Origin of the sequence: Flavobacterium cheonanense (assembly GCF_039539185.1) — a bacterium.
Classification (GTDB): domain Bacteria; phylum Bacteroidota; class Bacteroidia; order Flavobacteriales; family Flavobacteriaceae; genus Flavobacterium; species Flavobacterium cheonanense.
In genome coordinates this window covers 125279-151028 of sequence record NZ_BAABCT010000001.1, presented here as the reverse complement: position 1 = coordinate 151028, position 25750 = coordinate 125279, and the positions used below count along the sequence as shown (strand labels likewise).

General features: G+C 30.3%; 20 protein-coding genes and 1 pseudogene. 15 read left to right on the top strand and 6 right to left on the bottom strand.

Annotated elements, in window-relative coordinates; genetic code table 11:
* Positions 1-28 precede the first annotated feature (28 nt).
* The gene (ligA, locus tag ABD766_RS00720; protein WP_344814917.1) at positions 29-2026 is read left to right on the top strand and encodes an NAD-dependent DNA ligase LigA; all 1998 of its coding nucleotides are present in this window, start codon (positions 29-31) and stop codon (positions 2024-2026) included.
* A 1418-nt stretch (positions 2027-3444) separates the two neighbouring features.
* Positions 3445-4143, top strand: coding sequence for a hypothetical protein (locus tag ABD766_RS00715; RefSeq protein WP_344814916.1), 699 nt, complete (start codon positions 3445-3447; stop codon positions 4141-4143).
* Here the strand turns inward: ABD766_RS00715 and ABD766_RS00710 are convergent.
* Positions 4119-5033, bottom strand: a complete 915-nt coding sequence (locus ABD766_RS00710) for a bifunctional metallophosphatase/5'-nucleotidase (protein WP_344814915.1) — start codon at positions 5031-5033, stop codon at positions 4119-4121. The two genes, ABD766_RS00715 and ABD766_RS00710, sit on opposite strands and share 25 nt — an antisense overlap.
* A gap of 26 nt (positions 5034-5059) precedes the next feature.
* The gene (locus ABD766_RS00705; RefSeq protein WP_344814914.1) at positions 5060-5809 is read right to left on the bottom strand and encodes a 5'-nucleotidase C-terminal domain-containing protein; all 750 of its coding nucleotides are present in this window, start codon (positions 5807-5809) and stop codon (positions 5060-5062) included.
* Positions 5810-5887: 78 nt separating this feature from the next.
* Between ABD766_RS00705 and ABD766_RS00700 the strand changes: the two genes are divergently transcribed.
* The 13 genes and pseudogenes from ABD766_RS00700 to ABD766_RS00640 all read left to right on the top strand — a co-directional run bounded on the left by ABD766_RS00700 (position 5888) and on the right by ABD766_RS00640 (position 21819).
* Entirely contained in the window at positions 5888-6406 is a 519-nt protein-coding gene (locus tag ABD766_RS00700; protein ID WP_425556538.1) for a DUF6913 domain-containing protein, read from the top strand.
* A gap of 1 nt (position 6407) precedes the next feature.
* Positions 6408-7283 (top strand): 4-hydroxy-tetrahydrodipicolinate synthase, encoded by an 876-nt coding sequence (gene dapA / locus ABD766_RS00695; RefSeq protein ID WP_298306187.1) that lies wholly within the window; start codon positions 6408-6410, stop codon positions 7281-7283.
* A gap of 120 nt (positions 7284-7403) precedes the next feature.
* On the top strand, positions 7404-8198 hold the full coding sequence (locus ABD766_RS00690) for an outer membrane protein assembly factor BamD (RefSeq protein ID WP_344814912.1): 795 nt from the start codon (positions 7404-7406) through the stop codon (positions 8196-8198).
* A 7-nt stretch (positions 8199-8205) separates the two neighbouring features.
* Positions 8206-8523: a DNA-directed RNA polymerase subunit omega gene (locus ABD766_RS00685; protein ID WP_298306181.1), complete on the top strand. Its 318-nt coding sequence runs from the start codon at positions 8206-8208 to the stop codon at positions 8521-8523.
* A gap of 9 nt (positions 8524-8532) precedes the next feature.
* Positions 8533-9744, top strand: coding sequence for a bifunctional phosphopantothenoylcysteine decarboxylase/phosphopantothenate--cysteine ligase CoaBC (gene coaBC, locus ABD766_RS00680; RefSeq protein WP_344814911.1), 1212 nt, complete (start codon positions 8533-8535; stop codon positions 9742-9744).
* Positions 9737-10624 carry a type IX secretion system protein PorD gene (porD, locus tag ABD766_RS00675; protein WP_298306175.1) on the top strand — a complete coding sequence of 296 codons (888 nt, stop codon included), beginning with the start codon at positions 9737-9739 and terminating at the stop codon, positions 10622-10624. Before coaBC ends, porD begins: the two co-directional genes overlap by 8 nt.
* A 21-nt stretch (positions 10625-10645) precedes the next feature.
* Positions 10646-12298 (top strand): DNA repair protein RecN, encoded by a 1653-nt coding sequence (gene recN, locus ABD766_RS00670; RefSeq protein WP_344814910.1) that lies wholly within the window; start codon positions 10646-10648, stop codon positions 12296-12298.
* A gap of 61 nt (positions 12299-12359) precedes the next feature.
* A complete protein-coding gene (fabV, locus tag ABD766_RS00665; protein ID WP_344814909.1) occupies positions 12360-13550 on the top strand; it encodes an enoyl-ACP reductase FabV in 1191 nt (396 codons plus the stop codon).
* A 94-nt stretch (positions 13551-13644) separates the two neighbouring features.
* Complete coding sequence (locus tag ABD766_RS00660) at positions 13645-17646, top strand: GEVED domain-containing protein (protein WP_344814908.1); 4002 nt, start codon at positions 13645-13647, stop codon at positions 17644-17646.
* Between the two features lie 88 nt (positions 17647-17734).
* Positions 17735-18730: pseudogene (locus tag ABD766_RS00655) on the top strand (glycosyltransferase family 2 protein); the annotation flags it as partial.
* Between the two features lie 12 nt (positions 18731-18742).
* The gene (gene coaE, locus ABD766_RS00650) at positions 18743-19453 is read left to right on the top strand and encodes a dephospho-CoA kinase (protein WP_344815387.1); all 711 of its coding nucleotides are present in this window, start codon (positions 18743-18745) and stop codon (positions 19451-19453) included.
* Positions 19454-19524: 71 nt separating this feature from the next.
* Complete coding sequence (locus ABD766_RS00645) at positions 19525-21108, top strand: sensor histidine kinase (protein ID WP_344814907.1); 1584 nt, start codon at positions 19525-19527, stop codon at positions 21106-21108.
* A 6-nt stretch (positions 21109-21114) separates the two neighbouring features.
* Complete coding sequence (locus tag ABD766_RS00640; RefSeq protein ID WP_298306159.1) at positions 21115-21819, top strand: response regulator transcription factor; 705 nt, start codon at positions 21115-21117, stop codon at positions 21817-21819.
* 29 nt (positions 21820-21848) lie between these two features.
* Here ABD766_RS00640 and ABD766_RS00635 read toward each other — a convergent pair whose 3' ends face one another.
* The 4 genes from ABD766_RS00635 to ABD766_RS00620 are packed head-to-tail and all read right to left on the bottom strand — an operon-like array spanning position 21849 to position 25743.
* Positions 21849-22577 (bottom strand): acyl-[acyl-carrier-protein] thioesterase, encoded by a 729-nt coding sequence (locus tag ABD766_RS00635; RefSeq protein WP_344814906.1) that lies wholly within the window; start codon positions 22575-22577, stop codon positions 21849-21851.
* A gap of 42 nt (positions 22578-22619) precedes the next feature.
* A complete protein-coding gene (miaA, locus tag ABD766_RS00630; protein ID WP_344814905.1) occupies positions 22620-23543 on the bottom strand; it encodes a tRNA (adenosine(37)-N6)-dimethylallyltransferase MiaA in 924 nt (307 codons plus the stop codon).
* A gap of 1 nt (position 23544) precedes the next feature.
* Positions 23545-24372, bottom strand: a complete 828-nt coding sequence (locus ABD766_RS00625; RefSeq protein WP_344814904.1) for an ion transporter — start codon at positions 24370-24372, stop codon at positions 23545-23547.
* A 9-nt stretch (positions 24373-24381) separates the two neighbouring features.
* Positions 24382-25743, bottom strand: coding sequence for an exonuclease domain-containing protein (locus tag ABD766_RS00620; protein ID WP_344814903.1), 1362 nt, complete (start codon positions 25741-25743; stop codon positions 24382-24384).
* Positions 25744-25750 lie beyond the last annotated feature (7 nt).

Sequence of the window (25750 nt, the reverse complement as noted above, 5' to 3'; positions counted from 1 at the left end):
TTAGTGAAGAAATATATTTTTTGATTTTATGGACATTCTTAAAAAAATTCAAGGCTTACGTGAAGAACTTAACTTGCACAATCACAATTACTATGTGCTTGATCATGCAACAATTTCTGATTTTGAATTTGATCAAAAATTAAAAGAGTTACAAGATTTAGAAGCTCAACATCCCGAATATTTTGACGAAAATTCTCCTTCTCAACGTGTTGGTGGAACAATTACTAAGAATTTTCAAACGGTTGTTCACGAAAACCGAATGTATTCGCTCGATAATTCGTATTCTAAGGAAGATTTACAAGATTGGGAAATCAAGATTCAAAAGGTTTTGGGTAATGTAAATTTGCAATATACTTGTGAGCTAAAATATGATGGTGCTTCGATTTCTATAACTTATGAAAATGGAAAACTATCTAAAGCAGTTACTCGTGGTGATGGTTTTCAAGGAGATGATGTAACTAATAATATCAAAACTATAAAATCTATTCCATTACAATTAAAAGGAAATTTTCCACCCAAATTTGATATTCGCGGTGAAATTATTCTTCCGTTTGAAGGTTTTGAAAAAATGAACCAGGAATTGATTGAAATTGGGGAAACACCTTATTCAAATCCAAGAAATACAGCTTCTGGAAGTTTAAAATTACAAGACAGTGCCGAAGTTGCTAAACGTCCATTAGATTGCTTGTTGTATTTTATAACAGGAAATAATTTACCTTTTGATACGCAATTTAAAGGATTGAAAACCGCTAGAAATTGGGGTTTCAAAGTTCCAACGCAATCAAAATTGGCCAATAACCTTGACGAAGTTTTCGAATTTATTAATTATTGGGATGTACATCGTCACGATTTACCTTACGAAACAGATGGTGTTGTAATTAAAGTCAACGATTTTAACCATCAAAATGAATTAGGATACACAGCCAAATCTCCTCGTTGGGCAATTGCTTACAAGTTTAAATCGGAACAAGTTACCACAACTTTAAACTCAATATCCTATCAAGTTGGGCGAACAGGAGCGATAACGCCAGTTGCTAATTTAGAACCTGTGCAATTGGCAGGAACTATTGTAAAAAGAGCTTCTTTGCACAATGCTGATCAAATTGAAAAATTAGACATTAGAGTTGGCGATGAAGTTTTTGTTGAAAAAGGAGGAGAAATCATTCCAAAAATTATTGGTGTTTCTAAAAGAGGAACTGAAGTTTCACCAACGAAATATATTACTCATTGTCCAGAATGTCAATCAGAATTGATTAGAAAAGAAGGCGAAGCACAACATTATTGTCCAAATTTCTATGGTTGTCCACCACAAATTATCGGAAGAATTCAGCACTACATTTCTAGAAAAGCTATGGATATTGAAGGTCTAGGTGGCGAAACTGTAGCTTTGTTATTCAATAATGGATTAGTAAAAGATTATTCCGATTTGTATGAATTGAAAGTAGAAGATGTAATTCCATTAGAAAGAATGGCGCAAAAAAGTGCTGAAAATCTTGTAAATGGAATTGAAAAGTCAAAAGAGATTCCTTTTGAAAGAGTTTTGTTTGCTTTAGGAATAAGATATGTTGGAGAAACTGTTGCTAAGAAATTAGCGAAACACTATAAAACTATAGATTCTTTAAGTCAAGCTTCTGTAATGGATTTAATTTTAGTTGATGAAATAGGAGAAAGAATTGCTCAAAGTGTTATTGAGTTTTTTGAAAATCAAGAAAACAGAACTATTATTGAACGACTCAAATCTTTTGGAGTTCAATTCGAAATAATTGAAAAATTTAATCCCAATGCAACAGTAAAACTTTCTGGAAAAACCTTTGTAGTCTCAGGAGTCTTTGAAAAATTTTCTCGAGATGACTTAAAGAAAGCTATTGAGGATAATGGAGGAAAAGTAGGAAGTTCAATTTCTGCTAAAACTGATTTTGTGGTTGCAGGAGATAATATGGGACCTGCCAAATTAGAAAAAGCAAATCAACTCGGAATTTCCATTATATCGGAAGACGATTTTATACAAATGATAAATGAAAATTGATAGAATTGCCTTAATTGGATATTTAATTTTATGTGTTGTTGCAATTTTTGCTAACTTTTTTGAGCTTTATGGTTTGAAATTGTTTTCAAAATCGATGCTAATTCCTGTTTTGTTTTTTTACTATATTGGAAATGTAAAGAAAGTAGATTTTTTATCCTGTACATATCTTTTTTTTAATTTTATAGGAGATTCTATTGGGATTTTTGATTTTAAAGATGAGATTCAATATTTAATTATCCCTTTTTTCATATGTAATATTTTATTAATTTTTATAATGTTAAAAAGGATTGAAAAATTTAGACCAACAGTTTTCAACTTAATATCAATGTTAATTGTGAGTCTTTTTTTAGGATATTTATGGCATACTGTAGTTGATATTTTTAAATTTTCTGAAGGTTTACAAGTGAAAATAGCAATCTATGGAATAGCGTTATTTTTAATTTCATTTTTGGCTTCATATAAAATCATTAATAAAGTAACTACTTCCAATTTGTATTTACTTTTGTGTGCTTTTTGTGTTTTAATATCGGATGTTTTTTATATACTGTACAATTTTCAGGCTAAGTTGTTAATTTTCGATTCAATTCATTTTTCATGTCAAATTTTTTCCTATTTATTTTTTGTAAATTCTATTATTAATAGAGAAAAATTATCTTATATAATCAATGATAACTCTCACAATTAATAAGTCTTACGTATATAAAAAATTATTATTGTTATTTTTTCTTTTAGCAATAATTGAAATTGTGTCCGAATTTTTGGAAAATAAATTATGGATTGCTATTTCCAAACCAATTTTATTGCCTTTACTTTTAAGTTTATATCTAATTAGATCATGCAAAGTATCCAGTGTATATATTTTTGCACTTTTTTTGAATTGGATTTCAAATGTGTTATTCTTATCAGAAGCTATTAACTATGTAACTGTTGCTTCTGTGTTGTTTATAATTAGTAGGCTATTTATTCTTTTAAAAGTTTATAAAGAAGTAAAATTGCCCACATTGTTTCCGTTTGTTATTGGAACAATTCCATTTATTTTTATGTTTATTTATTTGAATTTTTTAATTTTTGATGAAATAAGTTTTCAAGTTTTCATTATTACAATTTTTCATAGTATAAGCATGTCATTTATGGGAGGAATTGCACTAGGAAATTATATTATGAAAAATGACAAGACAAGCAAACTGCTTTTGGTCAGTGCAATTTTTTATACTTTTAATATTTTGATTTTAGGAGTTAAATTCTATTATTTAGATTTGCCATTTTTGAAACCAATGTCAATGGTATTTTTTATTTTAGGACATTTTTCTCTATTAAATTTTATGATATTATCAGAAAAAGAAAACTTTTTTGTAATTAATCAAAAATAAAAATTCTTTTTGTTGTATTTTTAATAATTATTTTCTTAATTTTACTAAATGAGTTTAAGTGTTAAAAATAATATAATTAAAATTATTTCATTCTTTTATTTCTTCAATGCTATTATTGAAGTTATAGCAGAAACTTTTTCTTACGAACCAATAATTTTCATTACAAAACCATTAATACCTATACTATTAATGGTTTTGTATTTTTATACTTCAAAGAGCAATTGCAAATTATTTTATGTGATAATGTTTTTTTCTTTGCTAACCAATCTTCTATTTATTCCTAATACAGCAGACTCTCTTTTTTATGGAGTTATTACCTATACAATTCATAGAATGTTTTTACTGATATTAATTTTTAGAATTATAAAAATTAAAGATTATATTCCTTTTTTCTTGGCTACTTTACCACTAGGATTTATATTTTTCTATCTTTTTGCTGCCTCAGATGTTCCTGAAAATTCTTATTATTTAATCTTTTTCCATAATCTTATTGCAGCAGTTTTAGGTGGTGTTGCAATATCTTCTTATGTCATGAATGACAGTAAACAAAACTCTTATTTATTAATAAGTGTATTGTTGTTTTTAGGTTTACAATTGGTAATTTATATTGAAAAGTATTATATGGTCGATTCACATTCTTACATACTTCGACCATTAGCAATGACCTTAAATATCCTTGCTTTTTATATGTTTTATCAATTTGTAGTTATTTCTGAAAAAAATCAGACAACTATTGATTTACCTTGAGATTGAAGTTCTTTATCATTAGATAAATAGAAATCTATTCTACCTAAATTCAAGCCATAGCAACCAACTTGATTAATCAATACCTGCTTTCCTTCGCTATTCTTTTCAATTATTGGTTTGTCTAAAAAAGTGTGAGTGTGTCCACCAATGATTAAGTCAATATCTTTAGTTTGTTTGGCTAATAAAATATCGCAAACTTTATTAGGATCTTCTTTGTATTTAAATCCTATATGAGAAAGGCAAATTACTAAATCGCATTTCTCCTCTTGTTTTAGAATTCTAGCCATATCTGTAGCCACTTCTATCGGATTATTATATACAGTTTCTTTGTAGTTCTTTTTGTCTACCAATCCTTCAAGTTCAACACCAAGTCCGAAAATTCCAATTTTTATACCATCAATCGTTTTGATTTTATAAGGCTTTACATGACCATCAAGGATAGTGTTTTTGAAATCATAATTAGCAGATACAAAATCAAATTTAGCATTATGTAATTGAGCATAAAAACCGTCAATTCCATTATCAAAGTCGTGGTTTCCTAATGTTGCAACATCATAACCCATCATGCTCATTAATTTGAACTCTAATTCACCTCCATAATAATTAAAGTAAGGAGTTCCTTGAAAAATATCTCCTGCATCTAGTAATAATACATTTGGGTTTTCTTTGCGAATAGTTTCGATAAGTGAAGCTCTTCTGGCAACACCGCCCATATTTGGGTTTCTTGGATGATCTGCAGGAAATGGATCGATATAACTGTGAACATCATTTGTGTGTAAAATTGTAATGTGTTTTAAATCGTTACTTTTAAAACTGCTTAATGAAAGTCCTGTCAAACTTAATAAAGCTGAACTTGCTACTGTTTTTTGAATAAAATCTCTTCTTTTCATTTCTTTTGGCTTAATTTAGTTCAGTATTATTCTTTTATAATTCTAACATCGTTATTGATTCTTAAAGTGTCAACATCTTTGAAATAATCAATCATAATGTTTCTAAGTTTGTAATCAATATCAAATTTTTCAATTCCTTTTTTAAAGAAAGCCATATTATCACCACCATTTGATAAATAATCAGACGTTACTACATAATATATTTTATCATTTTCTAATGGTTTTCCTTGAACTAATAAATTTGTTGCTTTTAAATCTTTAGAAACTGTAAAATTTAATCCAGACAATGGATGTGGTTTTTTTTCAGCAATAATGTGATTGGCTAATTCAATAATTTGTTCACCTTTAAGAGCAACAATGATTGCGCTGTTTTCAAATGGCATTACTTCATAAGCATTTCTTGCGGTAACATTGCCTTTTGGAATTAAGGTTCTAATTCCTCCATGATTTAATAGACAAATATCTATTGTTTTATTTTCGCGTTTTTGAAAAATAGGATTACTTTTTTCTATGGTAATATCTGCCAAAAAACAACCAATATTAGTTTGCCATTCACCTTTAGATTTGTCTAATGTTTCAGGATTGTAAGCTAAAACTTCACTTAAATCTTTATCAATATGTTCTCTATAGGGTTTAATATAGTTCTCAATTTCAGTCTTACTTTGTTGTGTTTCTGTAATACCTATTTTCTTACCTTCAATTTTTGTAACTTGATACTTTTGACTCGAACAAGCGATCAAAGAAATAAATGTTAATAATAAAACAAAATGTTTCAAAACAACGTTATAGTTTTTTAGATTTACCATCTCAAATACGACTAAATTTAATTAAATTTGTAACCAAGTAAAAGTACTATGTTTTTAAGTAAAATAAAGGATTTTTGGACAAAAAAAATAGTTAAGAAACGGTTATCAAATGTAAAGCATATAAATTCAGATAGTTCTATTAAAAAAGTTGGGATAATTTTCGATGAGAGTTATTTTTATGAAAAGGAAAAATTGATAGAACAGCTTGTGAAAAATGGAATTTATTCTGAAAACATTAAGTTTTTGGTATTTAAAAACAAGGTAAAAAAGAATGAAACTTTCGACTACAATGTTTTTACTTATAAAAATATTAATTGGAATGCCACATTTGATAGTAAAGAGGTAAATGATTTTATAAACGATGATTTTGATTTACTTATTAGCTATTACGATACAGAAAAAGCACCATTATTATTGGTAACCAATCTTTCAAAATCAAATTTTAAAGTGGGATTTACCTCAATTGATAAAAGATTAAATCATTTTATGATTGACACAAATGCTGAGAATTATACCGTTTTTATAGACGAATTATTTAAATATTTAAAAATACTAAACAAACTATAATATGCAATCACTAATTGGTACTGGAGTTGCACTTGTAACACCATTCAAAAAAGACTTTTCTGTAGATACTGAGGCACTAACAAGAATAGTAAATTTTCAAATTGATAACGGAATTGATTACCTTGTTGTACTAGGAACTACTGCTGAAAACGCTACGTTAAGTCAAGAAGAAAAAGAATTGGTTATTACTACGGTTATTAATGCTAACAATGGTAGATTGCCATTAGTTTTAGGAGTAGGAGGTAACAATACTTATAAAGTGGTTGAAGAACTTAAAACAAGAGATTTTTCAAATTTTGTTGCTGTTCTTTCTGTGTCTCCTTACTATAATAAACCAACTCAAGAAGGAATTTATCAACATTTTAAAGCTGTTGCAGAAGCTTCTCCAATTCCTGTCATTTTATACAATGTTCCAGGAAGGACTGCAAGCAATATGTTGCCTTCAACTGTTTTAAGGTTGGCTAATGATTTTAAAAATGTTGTTGCAATAAAAGAAGCAGCTGGTGATATCGTTCAAGCAATGAAATTGATTCAAGGAAAGCCAGAAGGATTTTTAGTTATTTCTGGAGATGATATGGTTACTTTACCAATGGTTTTAGCAGGTGGAAGTGGAGTTATTTCAGTTATTGGTGAAGGATTTCCAAGACAATTTTCTGACATGGTGCGTTTAGGATTAGAAAGAAAAGTTGATGAAGCCTATAAATTGCATTATCTTTTAGCAGAAGCAATAGATATGATTTTCGAACAAGGAAATCCAGCTGGAATTAAAGAAGTCTTTAAAACACTAGGTTTGTCAGAGAACACAGTGCGTTTACCATTAGTAAATGTCAATCAAGATTTAGCAGATCGATTGAATAAATTTGTAAAAAGTCTTTAGTTTTTTATAAAAAAAATACAATTAAAAAAAATCTTTCATAGTATCTAATTATTAACTAATTTTGCAGTTCGTTTTTTGAGAAGTAAAATCCTCTAAAAAACTGTATCCATAAAAATAAAAATGAAGAAAATAGTTTCTCTTATCGCATTGGTTGTTCTTTTTTCGTCTTGTAGCGAATATCAAAAAGCATTGAAGAATGAAGATGTTGCTGCTAAGTATGATGTTGCTGCAAAAATGTACGACAATGGTAAATATAGCAAAGCAATCCGTTTGTTCGAGCAAATTGCTACAGGATACAAAGGGAAGCCTCAAGCAGAGAAAATGTTTTACATGTTTTCACAATCGTATTACAAAACAAAACAGTATTACCTAGCTGGATATCAATTTGAAAGTTTTGCTTCAAGTTATCCAAAAAGTGAAAAACAAGAAGAAGCTAAATATTTAGGAGCATTATGTTATTCAAAATTATCTCCTGTTTATAGTTTAGATCAGGTAGATACTGATAAAGCGATAGATAAATTACAAAGTTTTATTGACGAATATCCTAATTCAACCTACTTGCCTGAGGCAAATAAAGTAGCGATTGATTTAAGAAATAAGTTAGAGAAAAAAGCTTTTGAAAACGCCAAACAATACAATACAATATCAGATTTTAAAGCAGCTCAAATAGCTTTAGATAATTTTATAAGCGATTATCCAGGAACTCCATTTAAAGAAGATGCTTTGTTTTACAAATTAGATTCTGCTTATAAGTTGGCGATAAATAGTGTAGAACAGAAAATGGAAGAACGATTAAATGTGGCGAAATCTGCATATAATAGCTTGATTAAATTTAACGCAAGCACAAAATATAAAGCACAAGCCGATGAAATGTTGGCTAAGATTGATAACGATTTAAAACAATTTTCTAAATAAAAAAGTCATGGATTTAAAAAAGACCAATGCACCAGTAAACACAATAACTTACAACAAAAATGTTATTGAAGAACCTACCGGGAATGTTTATGAAGCAATAACTATTATGGCTAAAAGAGCAAACCAAATTAACACAGAAATCAAAAAAGAATTGATTGAAAAGTTAGATGAGTTTGCAACTTACAATGATAGCTTAGAAGAAGTCTTTGAAAACAAAGAACAAATTGAAGTTTCTAAATTTTATGAAAAACTTCCAAAACCACATGCTCTTGCAGTTCAAGAATGGTTGGATGGAAAGATTTATCATAAAGATACAAACAAATAATATAAGACAATGTCAGTTTTAAGCGGTAAAAAAATAATACTAGGTGTTTCTGGTGGAATTGCCGCATACAAAACAGCAACATTAGTTCGTCTATTTATAAAAGCAGGTGCACATGTCCAAGTGATAATGACACCTGCTTCTAAGGATTTTGTAACTCCATTAACATTATCCACATTGTCTAAAAATCCAGTTCATTCTACATTTTACAATGAAGAAGATGAGAATGCTCAATGGAACAATCATGTTGAATTAGGTTTATGGGCAGATTTAATGGTTATTGCGCCAGCAACAGCCAATACACTATCTAAAATGGTAAATGGAAATTGTGATAATTTATTAATTGCAACCTATTTGTCAGCAAAATGTCCAGTTTATTTTGCTCCTGCAATGGATTTGGATATGTACAAACATCCTTCAACAGTAAGTTCTTTTAGAACATTACAACAATTTGGAAATACTATAATACCAGCTGAATCAGGCGAACTAGCAAGCGGACTTTCTGGTGAAGGTAGAATGGCAGAACCTGAAAATATTGTTGCTTTCTTAGAAGCCGATTTATCAAGCAAATTACCTTTAAAAGGAAAAAAAATATTAATTACTGCCGGTCCAACATACGAAGCAATAGATCCTGTACGTTTTATAGGAAATCATTCGTCTGGAAAAATGGGTTTTGATATTGCAAATGAAGCTGCAAATCTTGGAGCAGAAGTTATTTTGATTTCTGGTCCTACTCATTTTAAAGTGAAGAATAGCCAAATCAATTTGATTAGAGTAGTTTCAGCTCAACAAATGTATGAAGCTTGTCATGAGTTTTATAATGATGTTGATGTCGCTATTGCAGCAGCTGCGGTTGCTGATTATAGACCAAAGAAAGTTGCGGAACAAAAGATTAAAAAGAGTGAAGCTAGTTTTACAATTGAATTAGAAAAAACTAAAGATATTTTAGCTTCTTTGGGAGAAATAAAGAAAAATCAATTTTTAATTGGTTTCGCTTTAGAAACTGAAAATGAAATTGAAAATGCTAAGTTGAAAATTCAGAAAAAAAACTTAGATTTGATTGTTTTAAATTCGCTTCAAGATGAAGGAGCTGGTTTTGGAAAGCCAACTAACAAAGTTACTTTCATTGACAAAGATTTTAGCATTGAGCCAATGGAATTGAAATCTAAAGAAGATGTAGCTGTTGATATAATAAATAAAATAATAAATCATTATCATGCGTAGTATTTTAATTTTAGTTTTTTTGTTTCTATTTGCAAACGTTCAATCGCAAGAACTTAATTGTAAAGTAATTGTTAATTATGATAAAATTACTAACGTAAATACTCAAATCTTTAAAAGTCTAGAAACTTCTCTAAACGATTTTGTCAATAAAACTGTTTGGACAGAAAAAACTTTTAAAGAAAATGAAAAAATAAACTGTACCTATTTTATTACGGTCAATTCATTTGAAAATAATAATTTTGAAGCAAGTATTCAAGTACAATCTTCACGTCCAATATATAATTCAAACTTTTCAAGTCCTTTATTAAATATAAACGATAAGGATTTTAGTTTTCAATATGTAGAATTTCAAAATTTATTCTACAATCCAAATAGTTATGATTCTAACTTAGTTTCTGTAATTGCTTTTTATAATTATATGATATTAGGCTTTGATGCAGAAAGTTTTGCTTTGGATAGTGGTACTCCATATTTTCAGTCTGCACAAGAAATTGTAAGTATTGCTGCTCCTTCAGGAGGAAAAGGATGGTCACAAACCGAGAAAACTCAAAATCGATTTTATCTAGTAAATGATGTTATGTCAACAACTTTCAGACCATTGAGAGAAGCTTTGTTTCAATATCATTTTAATGGTTTAGATAACATGCATAAAGATTTAAAAAAATCTAAAGAAGAAATAGTTACAGCAATAAATACTTTGTCAACGGTTCACAGTGTTAGACCAAATGCCTATTTAACAAGGATATTTTTCGACGCAAAGTCAGATGAAATTGTATCCATTTTTTCTGGTGGTCCAAGTGTTACTATTGATGGTTTGGTTGATAAATTATCTAAAATTTCACCTACGAATTCTTCTAAATGGTTGAATATAAAGTTTTAATTAGGAGTTAAATCTTTACCAATGATTACATCATTATCTATTGAAAATTTTGCTTTAATTGAAAAACTATCTGTTAAATTCACAGATGGATTTTCTGTTATTACTGGTGAAACTGGTGCAGGAAAATCAATTCTTCTAGGAGCATTAGGCTTAGTCTTAGGAAAACGAGCCGATTTGACTTCTCTGAAGAATAAAGAAGAGAAATGTATTATCGAAGCACATTTTCAAATTAAAAATTACAATTTGAAATCTTTTTTTGTTTCAAATGACCTTGACTACGAAGACGAAACAATCATTAGAAGAGAAATATTACCTTCCGGAAAATCAAGAGCTTTTATTAATGATACACCTGTCAATTTAAATGAATTACAAGAATTAAGTAATTATTTAATTGATATTCATTCACAACATCAAACTCAGGAATTGTCTGATGATGCAGTTCAATTTCAAATAATCGATTCTGTTGCATCTAATTTTGATTTTATTTCACAATATTCAATCCAACTTAAGGAATATAAAAGACTGAAATCAGATTTAAAATCTAAAAAAGAATCGCTTTCTTCTGTTTTAAAAGAACAAGATTACAATACTTTTCTTTTGGAAGAATTACTTTCGGCCCAATTAAAATCTGGCGAATTAGAAGAGCTTGAATCAAGTTTTGAAAAGCTTAATAATGTTGAGTTTATCAAAGAAACTTTAGTAAAATCTTTGGCAATAGCTAATGATGAGCAATTTGGTGTGATTCAAAATTTAAAAGAAGTAAAAGCCTTTTTGCAAAAAATAGCCGGACTTTCAACTGAATATAATTTACTTTTTGAAAGAGTAAATAGTACTTTAATAGAACTTGATGATATCGAAAAAGAACTAAATCAACTTTCAGAAACTATTTTTTCTGATCCTGAAGCTTTAGATTTAACAAATCAGAAGTTACAATTGATTTACACTTTATTAAAAAAGCATCAAGTAAATACGGTTGATGAACTACTAGTTATTCAAAATGATTTAGATAATAAAGTGGTTTCTGTGACGACATTAGAATCTGAAATCGTTGAAATTGAAAATCAAATTATTCAATTTGAAAATCAATTAAATGTTTTGGCTAATAAAATTCATGATAATCGAGAAAAAGCAATACCAGTTTTAACCGATAAATTATCTTCATTTTTATCAAATTTAGGAATGCCTAATGCAAGATTTAATATCCAACTAGATTTGAAAGAGGAGTTTTATATTAATGGAAAAGATGAAATTATATTTTTGTTTTCAGCAAATAAAGGATCAGATTTTGGATTGTTAAAAAAAGTTGCTTCTGGTGGAGAAATGTCTAGGATTATGTTGGCTGTTAAAGCAATTTTATCTCAATTTTCAAATCTTCCAACTATAATATTTGATGAAATTGATACCGGAGTTTCTGGAGAAATTGCTCATAAAATGGCAGAAATAATGAAAAACATGAGCAGTAATATGCAAGTTTTTGCCATAACTCACTTACCACAAATAGCCAGTAAAGGAAAAGATCATTTTAAAGTTTTTAAAGTGATTAAAGACAATCAAACACACTCTGAATTGAAGTTGTTGTCTGATGATGAGCGAATTATTGAAATTGCTCAAATGTTGTCAGGTTCAGTTATTTCAGATTCTGCCTTAATTCATGCAAAGGAATTGCTTAACTAAAAATATAGAATTATATTTGTTTTTTCAAAGACAAACTAAATAAACGAATAAAGTTAAAGATATGATTATAGAACCAAGAATGCGCGGATTTATTTGTTTGACAGCTCATCCAAAGGGTTGCGAGCAAAATGTTAAAAATCAAATAGATTACGTTAAGTCAAAAGGTAAGATAGATGGAGCTAAACGCGTTTTAGTTATTGGAGCGTCAACCGGATTCGGATTGGCTTCTAGAATTTCTAGTGCTTTCGGATGTGATGCAGCGACAATTGGAGTTTTCTTTGAAAAACCAGCTTCAGAAGGAAAAACGGCTTCTCCAGGTTGGTATAATTCTGCAGCATTTGAAAATGAAGCGCACAAAGCAGGTTTATATGCAAAGAGTATTAATGGTGATGCTTTTTCAAAAGAAGTAAAACAACAAGCAATTGATTTGATTAAAAATGATTTAGGTCAAGTTGATTTAGTTATATACAGTTTGGCTTCACCAGTAAGAATGCACCCTGAAACAGGTGTTTTACATCGTTCAACATTAAAGCCAATAGGAACAACTTTTACAAATAAAACTGTCGATTTTCACACAGGTAATGTAACTCAGGTATCCATTGAACCAGCTAATCAAGAGGACATTGATAATACGGTTGTTGTTATGGGTGGTGAAGATTGGTCAATGTGGATGAATGACTTGAAAGATGCAGGTTTATTAGCTCCAGGAGCAACTACCATAGCCTATTCTTATATAGGACCATCAGTTACTGAAGCAGTTTACAGAAAAGGAACAATTGGTAGAGCTAAAGATCATCTAGAAGCAACAGCTTTTACAATTACTGATGATTTAAAAGAATTAGGCGGAAAGGCCTATGTTTCTGTGAATAAAGCATTAGTTACTCAAGCTAGTTCTGCAATTCCAGTAATTCCGCTATATATTTCATTGTTGTATAAAATTATGAAATCTCAAGGAATTCATGAAGGATGTATCGAGCAAATTCAAAGACTTTACAGCGAAAGATTATATACGGGTAAAGAAGTTCCAACTGATGAAAACGGAAGAATAAGAATTGATGATTGGGAAATGAGAGAAGATGTTCAAGCGCAAGTTTCAAATTTATGGGATAAAGCAACAACAGAATCACTAGTAGAAATAGGTGATTTAGCAGGATACAAACAAGATTTTCTAAATTTATTTGGATTTGGTTTTAATGGTGTTGATTATGATGCAGATGCAAATGAATTAGTTTCTGTACCAAGTATAAAATAAAATTGTTAAAATTATACAGATTTAAAGGCTCACAATTATTTGTGAGCTTTTTTTGTTTATTTTTATAGCTTTAAATTTAACTTATAAAAACAACATGAAGAAAAATTACTTTTTAGTAGCATTATTTTTTTGTTTGTTCCAACTAGGTTTTAGTCAGAGTTTATCACAGTATACTTTTTCACAAAGTAACTCGACTTACACGGCTATAACAGGAGGAACAATACTTGGGTCAGCAACTTCAGATGACCAAAGATTTTTAGATCCTGCAGTTCCACTTGGAGCGGCAAATTTTACAGGAGTTGGTTTGCCAATCGGTTTCAATTTCACATTCAATGGTTATACTTATAATCGTTTTGGTGTAAATGCAAACGGATGGATTTCTTTAGGTTCATCATTATTGACTCCGTCAGTTGATATGAATTCAACATCTTCTTACGAGCCAATTTCTTCAACAACTACTGCGGTATCAAACCCTTTAGTAGCAAGAATTTCTGCTTTTACAAGAGATTTAATGTCTCAAAATGGAGGTGAGATTAGATATGAATTAACAGGAACAGCTCCTAATCAGGTTTTAGTTGTTCAATGGACAAATTATGCCAAATATTTAGCAGTTGGAGATTCTTATAATTTTCAAATTAAATTGTACGAAACAACCAATAAAGTTGAAATTGTTTACGGAACAATGACAGATAATGGTACTACTACAGTTGCTCAAACTGGTTTAAGAGCTAATCCAAATAATGTAGCAACAAATTTTGTAGGAAGAACAACTGCCGTAGATTGGTTTGGTACAACTGCAAGCACAGCAGCAAATAATACTATGTTTTTATCAAATGTTATTTTTCCACCTGCTGGTTTAGTATTTGCTTATACACCACCACCATCTTGCTCTGGAACTCCTGCTCCAGGAAATACAATTTCAACAACAGCTTTAGCTTGTAGTGGAGTTAGTTTTGGACTTTCATTACAAAATAGTACATCAGGTTCTGGAGTAACTTACCAATGGCAAACGTCTTCAGATGGAATTGCTTATTCAAATGCAAGTGGTGCTTCAACAGATCCTACTTATACTGCAAATCAAACAGCAGTAACGTATTACCAATGTGTTGTAACATGTACTGCATCAGGAATAAGTACAACTAGTTCACCTGTAATGGTTGGATTAAACACTCCATCAAATTGCTATTGCATCCCAACGTATACAACTGGTAAAACAGATGGAGATTTGATTTCAAATATCTCAATTTCTGGTACTACACTGGCAAATAATTCAGGTACTGCACCAACAAATCCAGCATATACTTACTTTACAGGTCAACCAAACTATACTGGAACTTTACAAGCAGGTTCTTCTTACACCGTGAATGTTTCTGTTGGAACTTTTGGAGGTCAAAACGTTGCCGTTTGGATTGATTATAACGACGATGGTGTTTTTGCAACATCTGAAAGAGTTGGATTTACTACAGCTTCAATTGCAGGTAACGGATCTGCAACATTTTCAATCAGTTTAGCTTGTAATCCACCACTTGGAACTCACAGAATGAGAGTAAGAGATGTTTGGAATACTTCAGGTATTAATATTGATCCATGCCTTAATTATGGTTATGGTGAAACAGAAGATTACGATGTAACTATTTCTGCTGCTGTTGCTTGTCCTCAGCCTTCAAATTTATTAGTTACTAATGTAACTGGTACTTCTGCAGTTTTAGGATGGACAGCTGGTTGTGTTGAAACAGCATGGAATGTTTATGTAACCACAGCTGGTGGAGCAGCTCCAACAACTCCAACCTATTCAAGTGTAGTTAATCCTTTTGTTGTAAATGGTTTAACACCAGGAACAGCTTACGATTTTTATGTAAGTGCAGATTGTACTACCAACGGAGTTAGTCTTTGGACAGGTCCATTTTACTTTGTTACTTCTCCAGTAAACGATAATTGTACTGGGGCAGTTGCTTTAACTGTAGGAAATGTTTTTGCTGATAATGATGTAACAGGAACTAATGTTGCTGCAACAAATTCAAATCCTCCTGCACCTGGTTGTGCAAATTTCTTAGGAGGTGATGTTTGGTATTCTGTGACTGTTCCTGCTTCTGGTTCAGTAACTATTGAAACTAATCCAGCTGCTGCTAGTGTTATTACAGATACTGGTTTGGCAGTTTATTCAGGAACTTGTGGTGCACTTACTTTTGTAGAGTGTGATGATGATGATAGTACTAATGGAAATTTCTCATTAATTACATTAACAGGAAGAACTCCAGGTGAAGTTTTATTTGTAAATGTTTGGGATTATTCAAATGATAACTTTGGACAATTTTTAGTTTCTGCTTACGATTGTCCTTCTACAACTCCAGCTCCAACTGGTGATGCAACGCAAATTTTTTGTAGTGCAGCAACTGTAGGTGATTTATTTGCGGATGGAACAACTATTCAATGGTATGCTTCTGCAACTGGCGGAACTCCATTATTAGCAACAGATAATCTTGTTTCTGGAATGTATTATGCTTCTCAAACAATAAACTGTGAAAGTTTTAATAGATTGGCAGTAAATGTTATTGTATCTTCTTTTCCTGTAGTTGATACAGCTACACTTTCAGTATGTGATACTGGATCAAGCACTGCTGTTTTCAATTTAACTTCAGCAAATACTAGTATTAGTTCAGAATCTAATGTAGTTTATACACATTATGTTGATTTATTTGATGCTGAAAACGCTTCTAATGCTATAGCAAATCCTACAGCATTTGCAGGTACGAATGGTCAAATTGTTTTCGTAAGAGTTGAAAACGCAAACGGTTGTTATAATATAGCTGAATTAATATTAAATATAACTTCAACTGATGCACCAACTGGAGATGCTGCTCAAACTTATTGTGGAGCTAGTACTTTAGATGATTTAACAGTAGTAATTACTGGTACAAGTTTAGTTTGGTATAATGCTGCAACTTTAGGTACTATTTTGCCATCATCAACTGCATTAGTATCAGGTACAACTTATTATGCTTCTCAAATAGAAGATGGTTGTGAAAGTTTAACACGTTTAGCTGTAACTGTAACTGAAAACTGTCCATTTGCTGGATGTTTATCATCTCCAAATGGTCAATGGCCTGGAGCAACATTTACACCAGCTTGTTTAGGAACATCTCAAACAATAACTGCAGCTGGTTATGCTGGCGAATATTCTAGAGTAAATGTAACAACAGGAGTTCAATATACATTTACAAGTTCAATTGCTACTGATATTATTACAATTAGTGATGGGAATGGAACGATTGCTTACACTTTTGGAACAGGTAGTGTAGTTTGGACATCAAGTATAACAGGTGTAATTAGATTTTATACACATGTTGACAATACTTGTGCTGCAAATACAACTCCTAGAACAAGAGCGATTTTGTGTGGTACACCTCCTCCAGCTCCTTTAAATGATAATTGTTCAGCTCCAATTGCATTAACTGCAGGTGGTGTTTATACAGATAATGATGTCGATGGTACAACTTTCGGTGCAACAGCATCTTCGCAAGCTAATCCTGCAACTTGTTTTGGTTATAGTGGTGGTGATGTTTGGTTTAGTGTAGTTGTTCCAGCGAGTGGTAACCTTACAATTGAAACTAGTGTTCCTATAGCAGGAGGAACTGGAATAGATACTGTTGTTACTGCTTATACTGGAGATTGTGCAGTATTAAATCAAATAGGTTGTGATGATGACGGAGCAACTGAAACTGCAGTAGGATTTACATTACTTACATTAACTGGTCAAACTCCAGGTAGCACAATACTATTGAGAGTTTATGAATACAATAATGATGCACCTGGTTCATTCTCAATTTCAGCTTATGATGCTTCATTAGGAACGAATAGTTTTGATAGTTCAAACTTTACATTCTATCCTAATCCGGTTAAAGATGTATTGAATTTATCTTATTCAAAAAATATTGATACTGTTCAAATTATGAATATTTTAGGTCAAGAAGTTTCTGCTAAATCAATCAACGCTACTCAAGCAGCAATTGATATGTCGAATCTTCCATCTGGAACTTATTTAGTAAGATTAACTTCTGAAAATCAAGTGAAAACGATTAAAGTTGTAAAAGAATAATTATAACTTATTCTTAAATAAATAAAAAGTCCTGCTTCGGCGGGACTTTTGTTTTATAGAAAGAGTATCTTTGTTAAAATTTTTTCGAATGTATTTTTCAATTATTATTCCAGTCTATAATAGACCTGACGAAATAAACGAACTGCTAGAAAGTTTACTATTATCTACTTACAAAAGCAATTATGAAATTGTAATTGTAGAAGACGGTTCTTCAATTTCCTGTGAAGAAGTAATAAAGAAATTCACAGATAAATTATCTATTTCATATTATTATAAAGCAAATTCTGGTCCAGGAGATTCTAGAAATTTTGGAATGCAGAAAGCCAAAGGTGATTATTTTATCATCTTTGATTCCGATTGTATTATTCCAAATAACTATCTTTCTGAAGTTGATAAAGAATTAAAATCCAATTATGTAGATTGTTTTGGTGGACCTGATAAAGCTCTAAAATCATTTTCTAATATTCAAAAAGCTATCAACTTTTCAATGACTTCTTTTCTAACAACAGGAGGAATAAGAGGTGGTTCTGAGAAAATAGATAAATTTCAACCAAGAAGTTTCAATATGGGAATTTCTAAAAAAGCATTTGAAGAATCTAAAGGTTTCGGAAATATTCATCCAGGTGAAGATCCAGATTTATCCATTAGATTATGGAAATTAGGTTATCAAACTAGACTTTTTTCTTCAGCTTTTGTTTATCATAAAAGAAGAATTGACTGGGATAAATTTACACTTCAAGTATCAAAATTTGGAAAAGCAAGACCAATTTTAAATCACTGGTATCCAGAATATAGTAAATTAACCTATTGGTTACCTTCTTTATTTGTTATTGGATTTATAATCTCTGTTGGGCTTTTAATAATTCTATTTGATTGGGGATTAAAACTATATTTTTTATATTTCGTAATAATCTTTATTGTATCTAGTATTCAAAACAGAAATCCAATAATAGGTTTATTATCCATAGTAGCTGTTTGGAAGCAATTTTTTGGGTATGGTTTTGGATTTTTAAAATCATTTTTCAAGATTAATATTCTCAGAAAAAAACCTCAAGATGCTTTTCCTGAATTGTTTTTTAAAATAAATTCCAATCCAATGGAAGCTGAAAAAGAGTTGATTTTTGAAAAACAAATGGAAACTCCAATTCAAAAATCGGTAGAGAAAGTTATTGATAAAATTGTTACTCCTATTAATAAAATTGTTGAACCAGTTGTAACAAAATCAAAAATAATTGGTCTAACAGGAGGAATAGGTAGTGGTAAAACTACGGTTGCAAAATATCTTATTTCTAAAGGTATTCCAGTTTATATATCCGATGTAGAAGCAAAAAAAGTAATGGAGTTTCCTGAGATTATTTCTCAAATTGTACAAACTTTTGGAAATGAATTAATTACAGGTGATCAAACTTTAGATAGAGAAAAACTTGCAGCAATTGTTTTTAATGCTCCAGAAAAGCTAAAACAACTTAATGCTATCGTTCATCCGGCAGTAAAAAAACATTTCGATAATTGGATTGCTACAAATCAAAACCATCCAATTTTAGTAAAAGAAGCAGCTATATTGTTTGAAAGTGGTAGTTATAAAGATTGTGATAAAATTATTACCGTATCAGCACCACTAGAGTTAAGAATAGCGCGTGTATTGAAGCGTGATTCGACTACGAGAGAAAAAGTATTACAAAGAATAAACAATCAATTGTCTGATGAAGAAAGAATTGCAAGAAGTAATTTTGTAATAAAAAACGAAAATTTTGAAGATACTAAAAAACAAGTCGACGAAATCGTCAATTTATTGAAAAATAGATAATTATTTACCTCTATGTTAATGTTTGGTTAATACATTAACAGAATAAATGTTAAAATACTAAATTTGTTGTGATGAATAAGTTTGTTTTTCGGCTGTTGGTATTATTAATGAGTTTATCCTTACTTGGGATAATTTTAGTCCAAGTATATTGGTTTAATACTTCATTAGAAAACAACGAAGAACAATTTAAGTTTCATGTAAAACAGGTTTTAGGTAGCGTTGCCAACAAACTCGAAAATAAAGAGCGTTATGCTTTTTATAAAAAAAACGGAAGATTTAAAGATAATGCTAAAAAATCTCCAAAAAGTGAAGATTTATTAGAATACGGTTACTACGAAAGAAATGCTAAAACGAATAAAACAATAATTTATTCCAACAGCATTATTTCAGAGGATTATGATATGTTTTCTACGTTCTTTGATAAAAGACTTGATAGTCTTAAAGTAAAAAATTACACAGCTAAAAGAAAAACTAAAGTATTTAACAATAACTCATTTGATAATTCAGGAATTCAAAACACAATTGTTCCTGATTTAACTATTGAAAAAGCTGGAGATTTAAAGATTCTTGAAGATGCACAATTTGAAATTGCCTACAAAGATGTTGTAGCTAATTATCCAATAAACGAACGTGTTTCTAAAGAACAATTAAATGAATTATTAGATAAAGAACTTAAAGAATATGGAATCAAAACTCCTTATGAGTTCAATATTTACAGTAATGGATTAGCAACAAAAATTAAATCAGAACATTTCAATTTTGATAAATATGCTACTTATTCGATTCCTGTTTTTATAGACAATGACGGAAATAACAAGTATATGTTGCTAGTTACATTTCCTCAGAAAAAGAAGTTCTTGTTTTCAGAAATTCTTGCTATTACGCTGTTATCGGTAGTTTTTACTTTAATAATAATTATAGCTTATGCCAATGCGTTACACCAATTAATCAAACAACGTCAAATTTCTGAAATCAAAACAGATTTTATTAATAACATGACGCATGAGTTTAAAACGCCAATTGCAACTATCAATTTAGCTTTAGATGCTATTAAAAATCCTAAAGTAATTGATGATAAAGAAAAAGTTTATAGATATCTCCAAATGATTAGAGACGAAAATAAACGAATGCATGCTCAAGTAGAGAATGTCCTTAGGATTTCAAAACTAGAGAAAAAAGAATTAGAGATTACCAAAGAACCATTAGACGTTCAAGATATTATTGAAGAAGCAATAGATCATGTGCATTTAATTATTGAAGATAGACAAGGTGCTATTACAACTCATTTTGAGGCAAATAGAACCACAGCATTACTAAATGATGTACATTTTACCAATGTAATTGTTAATATTTTAGACAACGCTATAAAATATTCGCCAGATGCGCCCGTTATAGATATATACACAGAGAACATCAAAGATTTTATATTAATTAAAGTAAAAGATCAAGGCGCAGGAATGAGCAAAGTGGCTCAAAAAAGAATTTTTGAAAAGTTTTATCGCGAACACACAGGCGATATTCACAACGTAAAAGGACACGGTTTAGGTCTAGCTTACGTAAAACGAATTGTGGAAGACCACAATGGTCAAGTTTTTGTTGAAAGCGAAAAAGGAAAAGGAAGTACATTTATTATAAAAGTCCCATTGATAAATTAAAAAATTATGGAAAAAGAAAATAAAAAAATATTATTAGTTGAAGACGATCAAAACTTTGGAGCCATTCTGAAAGATTATTTAATGTTAAATGATTTTGATGTTGTATTGGCAAAAAATGGGATGGAAGGTTTTGAAAAGTTTAAAAAAGACACTTACGATTTGTGCATTCTTGACGTAATGATGCCTTACAAAGACGGATATACTTTAGCTAAAGAAATTAGAGAGAAAAATAAAGAAGTGCCTATCGTGTTCTTAACGGCTAAAACCATGAAAGAAGACGTATTGAAAGGATACAAAGTAGGAGCAGACGATTATCTTAACAAGCCATTCGATTCTGAAGTGTTGTTGATGAAAATCAAAGCTATCATGCAAAGAAAATCATCTGAAACTAAAGCTGAAAATGTTCAGTTTGAATTCCAAATTGGTAAATTTCACTTAAATTCTAAGTTGCGTTTCTTGAATTTTCCAGGTAACGAACCAATAAAATTGTCACCAAAAGAGAACGAATTGCTAAAAATGTTAGCACTTTATGTAGAAGATTTAATGCCAAGAGAATTAGCATTAACAAAAATCTGGAGAGACGATAACTACTTCACTTCAAGAAGTATGGACGTTTACATCGCTAAACTAAGAAAATATCTAAAAGAAGATCCAAATGTAGAAATTTTAAACATTCACGGTGAGGGATTTAGATTAGTCGTAAAAAAATAAACAGAAAGCTCCAAGAAATTGGGGCTTTTTTATTTCAATTCAAGTTCCAATCCAAAGCAAACTTTTCCATCTTTACTTACTGTAAAAACGTTCTTATTCTTACCAATTGTAATTACTTCATTCAGCGAAACTTCTTTTAAGTAATTCATTTCAAAAGCTGTTAGTTCTTGTTTCAAAAGCTTTTTTGAATCCACACAATCCAAACACCATTCTAAATATTTTACACTATTGGCATGATTAACAATATCTAAATCAGATAGTAAAACAGTTCGTTCTGCAACTTCTTCAAATTCCTGCTGAAGATCTATTTTTGCATAACTTTTTTCAGTTGCACTAACATTTGGATATTTTTCAAAATGCTCGTGTGGTAATGCTAAAGCTTCCGGACGACGTGTTTTGGTATTAAAAACTGCCCAAAAAGTTTCGCAACCTACAATCTTTTCATCACCAAGATACAATTCTAAACAACGTGTAGAACGCGAATTTTCTAACGATTTTATCCAAGTTTTAACTGTTACTTTATCTTTCCATTTAGGTAAACGCTTAATCTCAACTCTCATTTTACTCAAAACCCACGCTTGATGAAACTCTTGCATATCGCTAAAACTAATCCCACCAACTTCCGAATGTGTTGCTGCTGTCAACTGAAATAAATTACACAATTCAGTATATTTCAAATATCCATTAGGATAACATTGCAGAAAATTGATTTCCCAGTCTTTGGTTAGAATAGAAGTGAAGTTAGGTGAAATTGGCATGGAAGTATTAAGATATGAGTATTAAGATATGAGTATTAAGTATTAAGACTTAAAGTGTTGATTTATATGATTAATTATTTCTTTTCTATCAGTCAAATAATCAAACCAAACCGTATTTTCGGTTCTTTTAAACCAAGTCAATTGACGTTTTGAAAAGCGTCTTGTATTTTTTTTGATTTCTTCGATTGCAAAATCTAGTGAAGTTTTTTCTTCAAAATAATCGAATAATTCTCTGTAGCCAACCGTTTGTAAGGCATTCAAATCTTTATTTGGAAACAACTTTTCTGCTTCTGCAAGCAATCCTTCATTTATCATAATATTAACTCTTTGGTTGATTCTTTCATACATTATTGACCTTTCGGCTTCCAATCCGATTATAATAGGCGTGAAGTTTCTTTTGTTCTTCTCTTTATTTAGAAATGACGAATAAGGTTTTCCTGTTCCGATACAGACTTCTACAAAACGCATCATTCGTTGTGGATTTTGTAATGTTTGTGGATTGGTTTCTGTTATGAAATTGAAATATTCAGTATCTAATTGTTTCAACTGATTTTGAAGATATTCGATTCCTTTTTCTTCATAATTCAATCGAACTTCATCTCGAACTTGCGAATCGATTTCAGGAAAACTATCAAATCCTTTTAGAACAGCATCAACATACAAACCAGAACCACCAACCATAATTTGGATGTTGTTTTTCAAGAATAATTCGTCCAATTTAACAATGGCTTCTTTTTCAAAATCTCCAACAGTGTAATTTTCAAAAATGGATTTATTTTGAATAAAATGATGCGTTGCACTTGCCAATTCTTCATCACTTGGAACAGCAGTACCAATTTTCATTTCTTTAAAAAACTGACGACTATCACACGAAAGAATATCACAACCAAAATGTTGAGCCAATGCAATACTCAAGGAAGTCTTTCCTATAGCAGTTGGTCCAATGATGGTAATTAGATAATTCATTTTATAATGCATGACCGCAATCTTGACAAAATTTAGCATTAATGTAATGCTCGTGACTTCCGCAATTACTGCATACTTTGGTTTCACTTTCTTTAATTATTGGTCTATTTTTGGCAAACTCTGCCGAAATAATACCTGTAGGAACTGCAATGATGCCATAACCCATTATCATTACAAAAGAAGCAATAAATTGTCCTAAAGGAGTTACTGGTGAAATATCGCCGTAGCCAACCGTAGTTAAAGTTACAATAGCCCAATATATGCTAGTCGGAATACTTGTAAATCCGTTTTCTTCACCTTCTACAACATACATCACAGACCCAATAATAATTGTACTTATCATAACAAAGTATATAAAAATCACTATTTTTCCTTTACTAGCAATTAATGATTCCTTTAAATGTTTAGAATGATTATTAAATTGTGGATGATTTAAAATTTTAAATAATCGTAACAAACGTAACGCTCTAATGACTGCAAAAATGCTTGTTCCGCTTATGAAAAAAGACAAATACATTGGTAAAATAGATATTAAATCTATCAATCCATAAAAACTAAAAATATAGTTTTTCGGACGTTTTATAGTTAAAATTCTGAGTATATATTCAATAGTAAAAAAGATAGTTATTATCCATTCACATACAATTATAAAGGAATGGTACTTTTGATTAAAATCTTTTACAGTTTCTAGCATTACTAGTAAAACACTTAAAAGTATTAATCCGAGTAAGATTAAATCAAAAAGTCTTCCTGCAATAGTATTGGTGCCATAAATTATAACATGAGCTTTTTCAATAAACTTTTGATAAGTAGATTTATTATTTTGCATGAAACTAATTTAAAATTTGACAATTTTCAACACTTTATTCTTTCTCAAATAACTCTGAATAATAGTTCGTGTATCTCGATTATTTTGCATCGGAATAATAATGTTTTTCAAGACTTCAACATTAGTAATTTGATAATTTAAATCATAGAAGCAATAGCCTTTGTAAATGCCGTTTTCAATTAAAACCGCACTTCGCTCGTCAATTTTTCGACCTCTGTCAATGATTATCATATTGTTATTTTCAAACGTCATTTCATTGATAAAATCTTCAACTCGTTGGTTATATTCCTCAGGTGATTCTAATCCTAAACAAGCGCCGTTACATTCTTTTATTTTGTGTTGGAAACATCCGTTTTGCGTTTCATATAATCCGTTCAATTTCTGACATAAATTATATTTCTCTGTGATTCTAAACAACGCATTTTTTCCTTCTTGAAGTGTTGTAAATGCTGTAATTTCTTTCTTTCTACCATCTGCTTTTTGAAGGCGTAAATTCAAATAACCATTGTCGTCTAAAACTTCATACAAAGCATATTGAAAAATACTTTTACGCTGCGCACGATTGTAAATTGGTTTGTTAATTTTGATTTCTTCACTTTCTTTTAAAAGCGCAATCAATTCACTTCCAGTTTCTTCATATGTCACGGCAAAAACTTCTAATTGAATCTTTTTACATTTATTGGTTTTTCCTGTAAAATGTTGATTGACACGTTTTTTAATATTCTTGCTTTTACCAATGTAAATCAAATCACCTTTTTCATTGTGAATGTAATAAATACCAGTTTTGTAGGGTAAACTTTCAACAATATCAAGCAATTTTGGAGTCAAACCACTTTTGATTTCAGCTTTTATCGAACTAATTAAAATCTCTTTTTCAGTATCTTTTGATAATAATAATTTGAACAATTTGACGGTTGCTAAGGCATCACCACTAGCTCTATGTCTATCGGTTACAGGAATTCCCAAAGCACGAACCAATTTTCCCAAACTATACGATTCCATTCCAGGAATAAGTTTTTTAGATAATTCAACTGTACAAAGTGTTGGACGAATGAAATCGTAACCCAAGCGTGTAAATTCGGTTCTCAAAATACGATAATCAAATGAAGAATTGTGAGCCACAACAATACAATCTTGTGTAATTTCGATAATTCTTTTGGCAACTTCATAAAACTTTGGAGCCGAACGCAACATAGCATTATTGATTCCAGTTAACTTAACCACAAACGGTTGAATTTCCTTTTCAGGATTGACCAAACTGATAAATTGATCCACGACTTCGTGACCATCATATTTGTAGATGGCGATTTCGGTAATTCCTTCTTCGTTGAATTGACCTCCAGTGGTTTCTATGTCGAGTATGCAGTACAAAATAGTA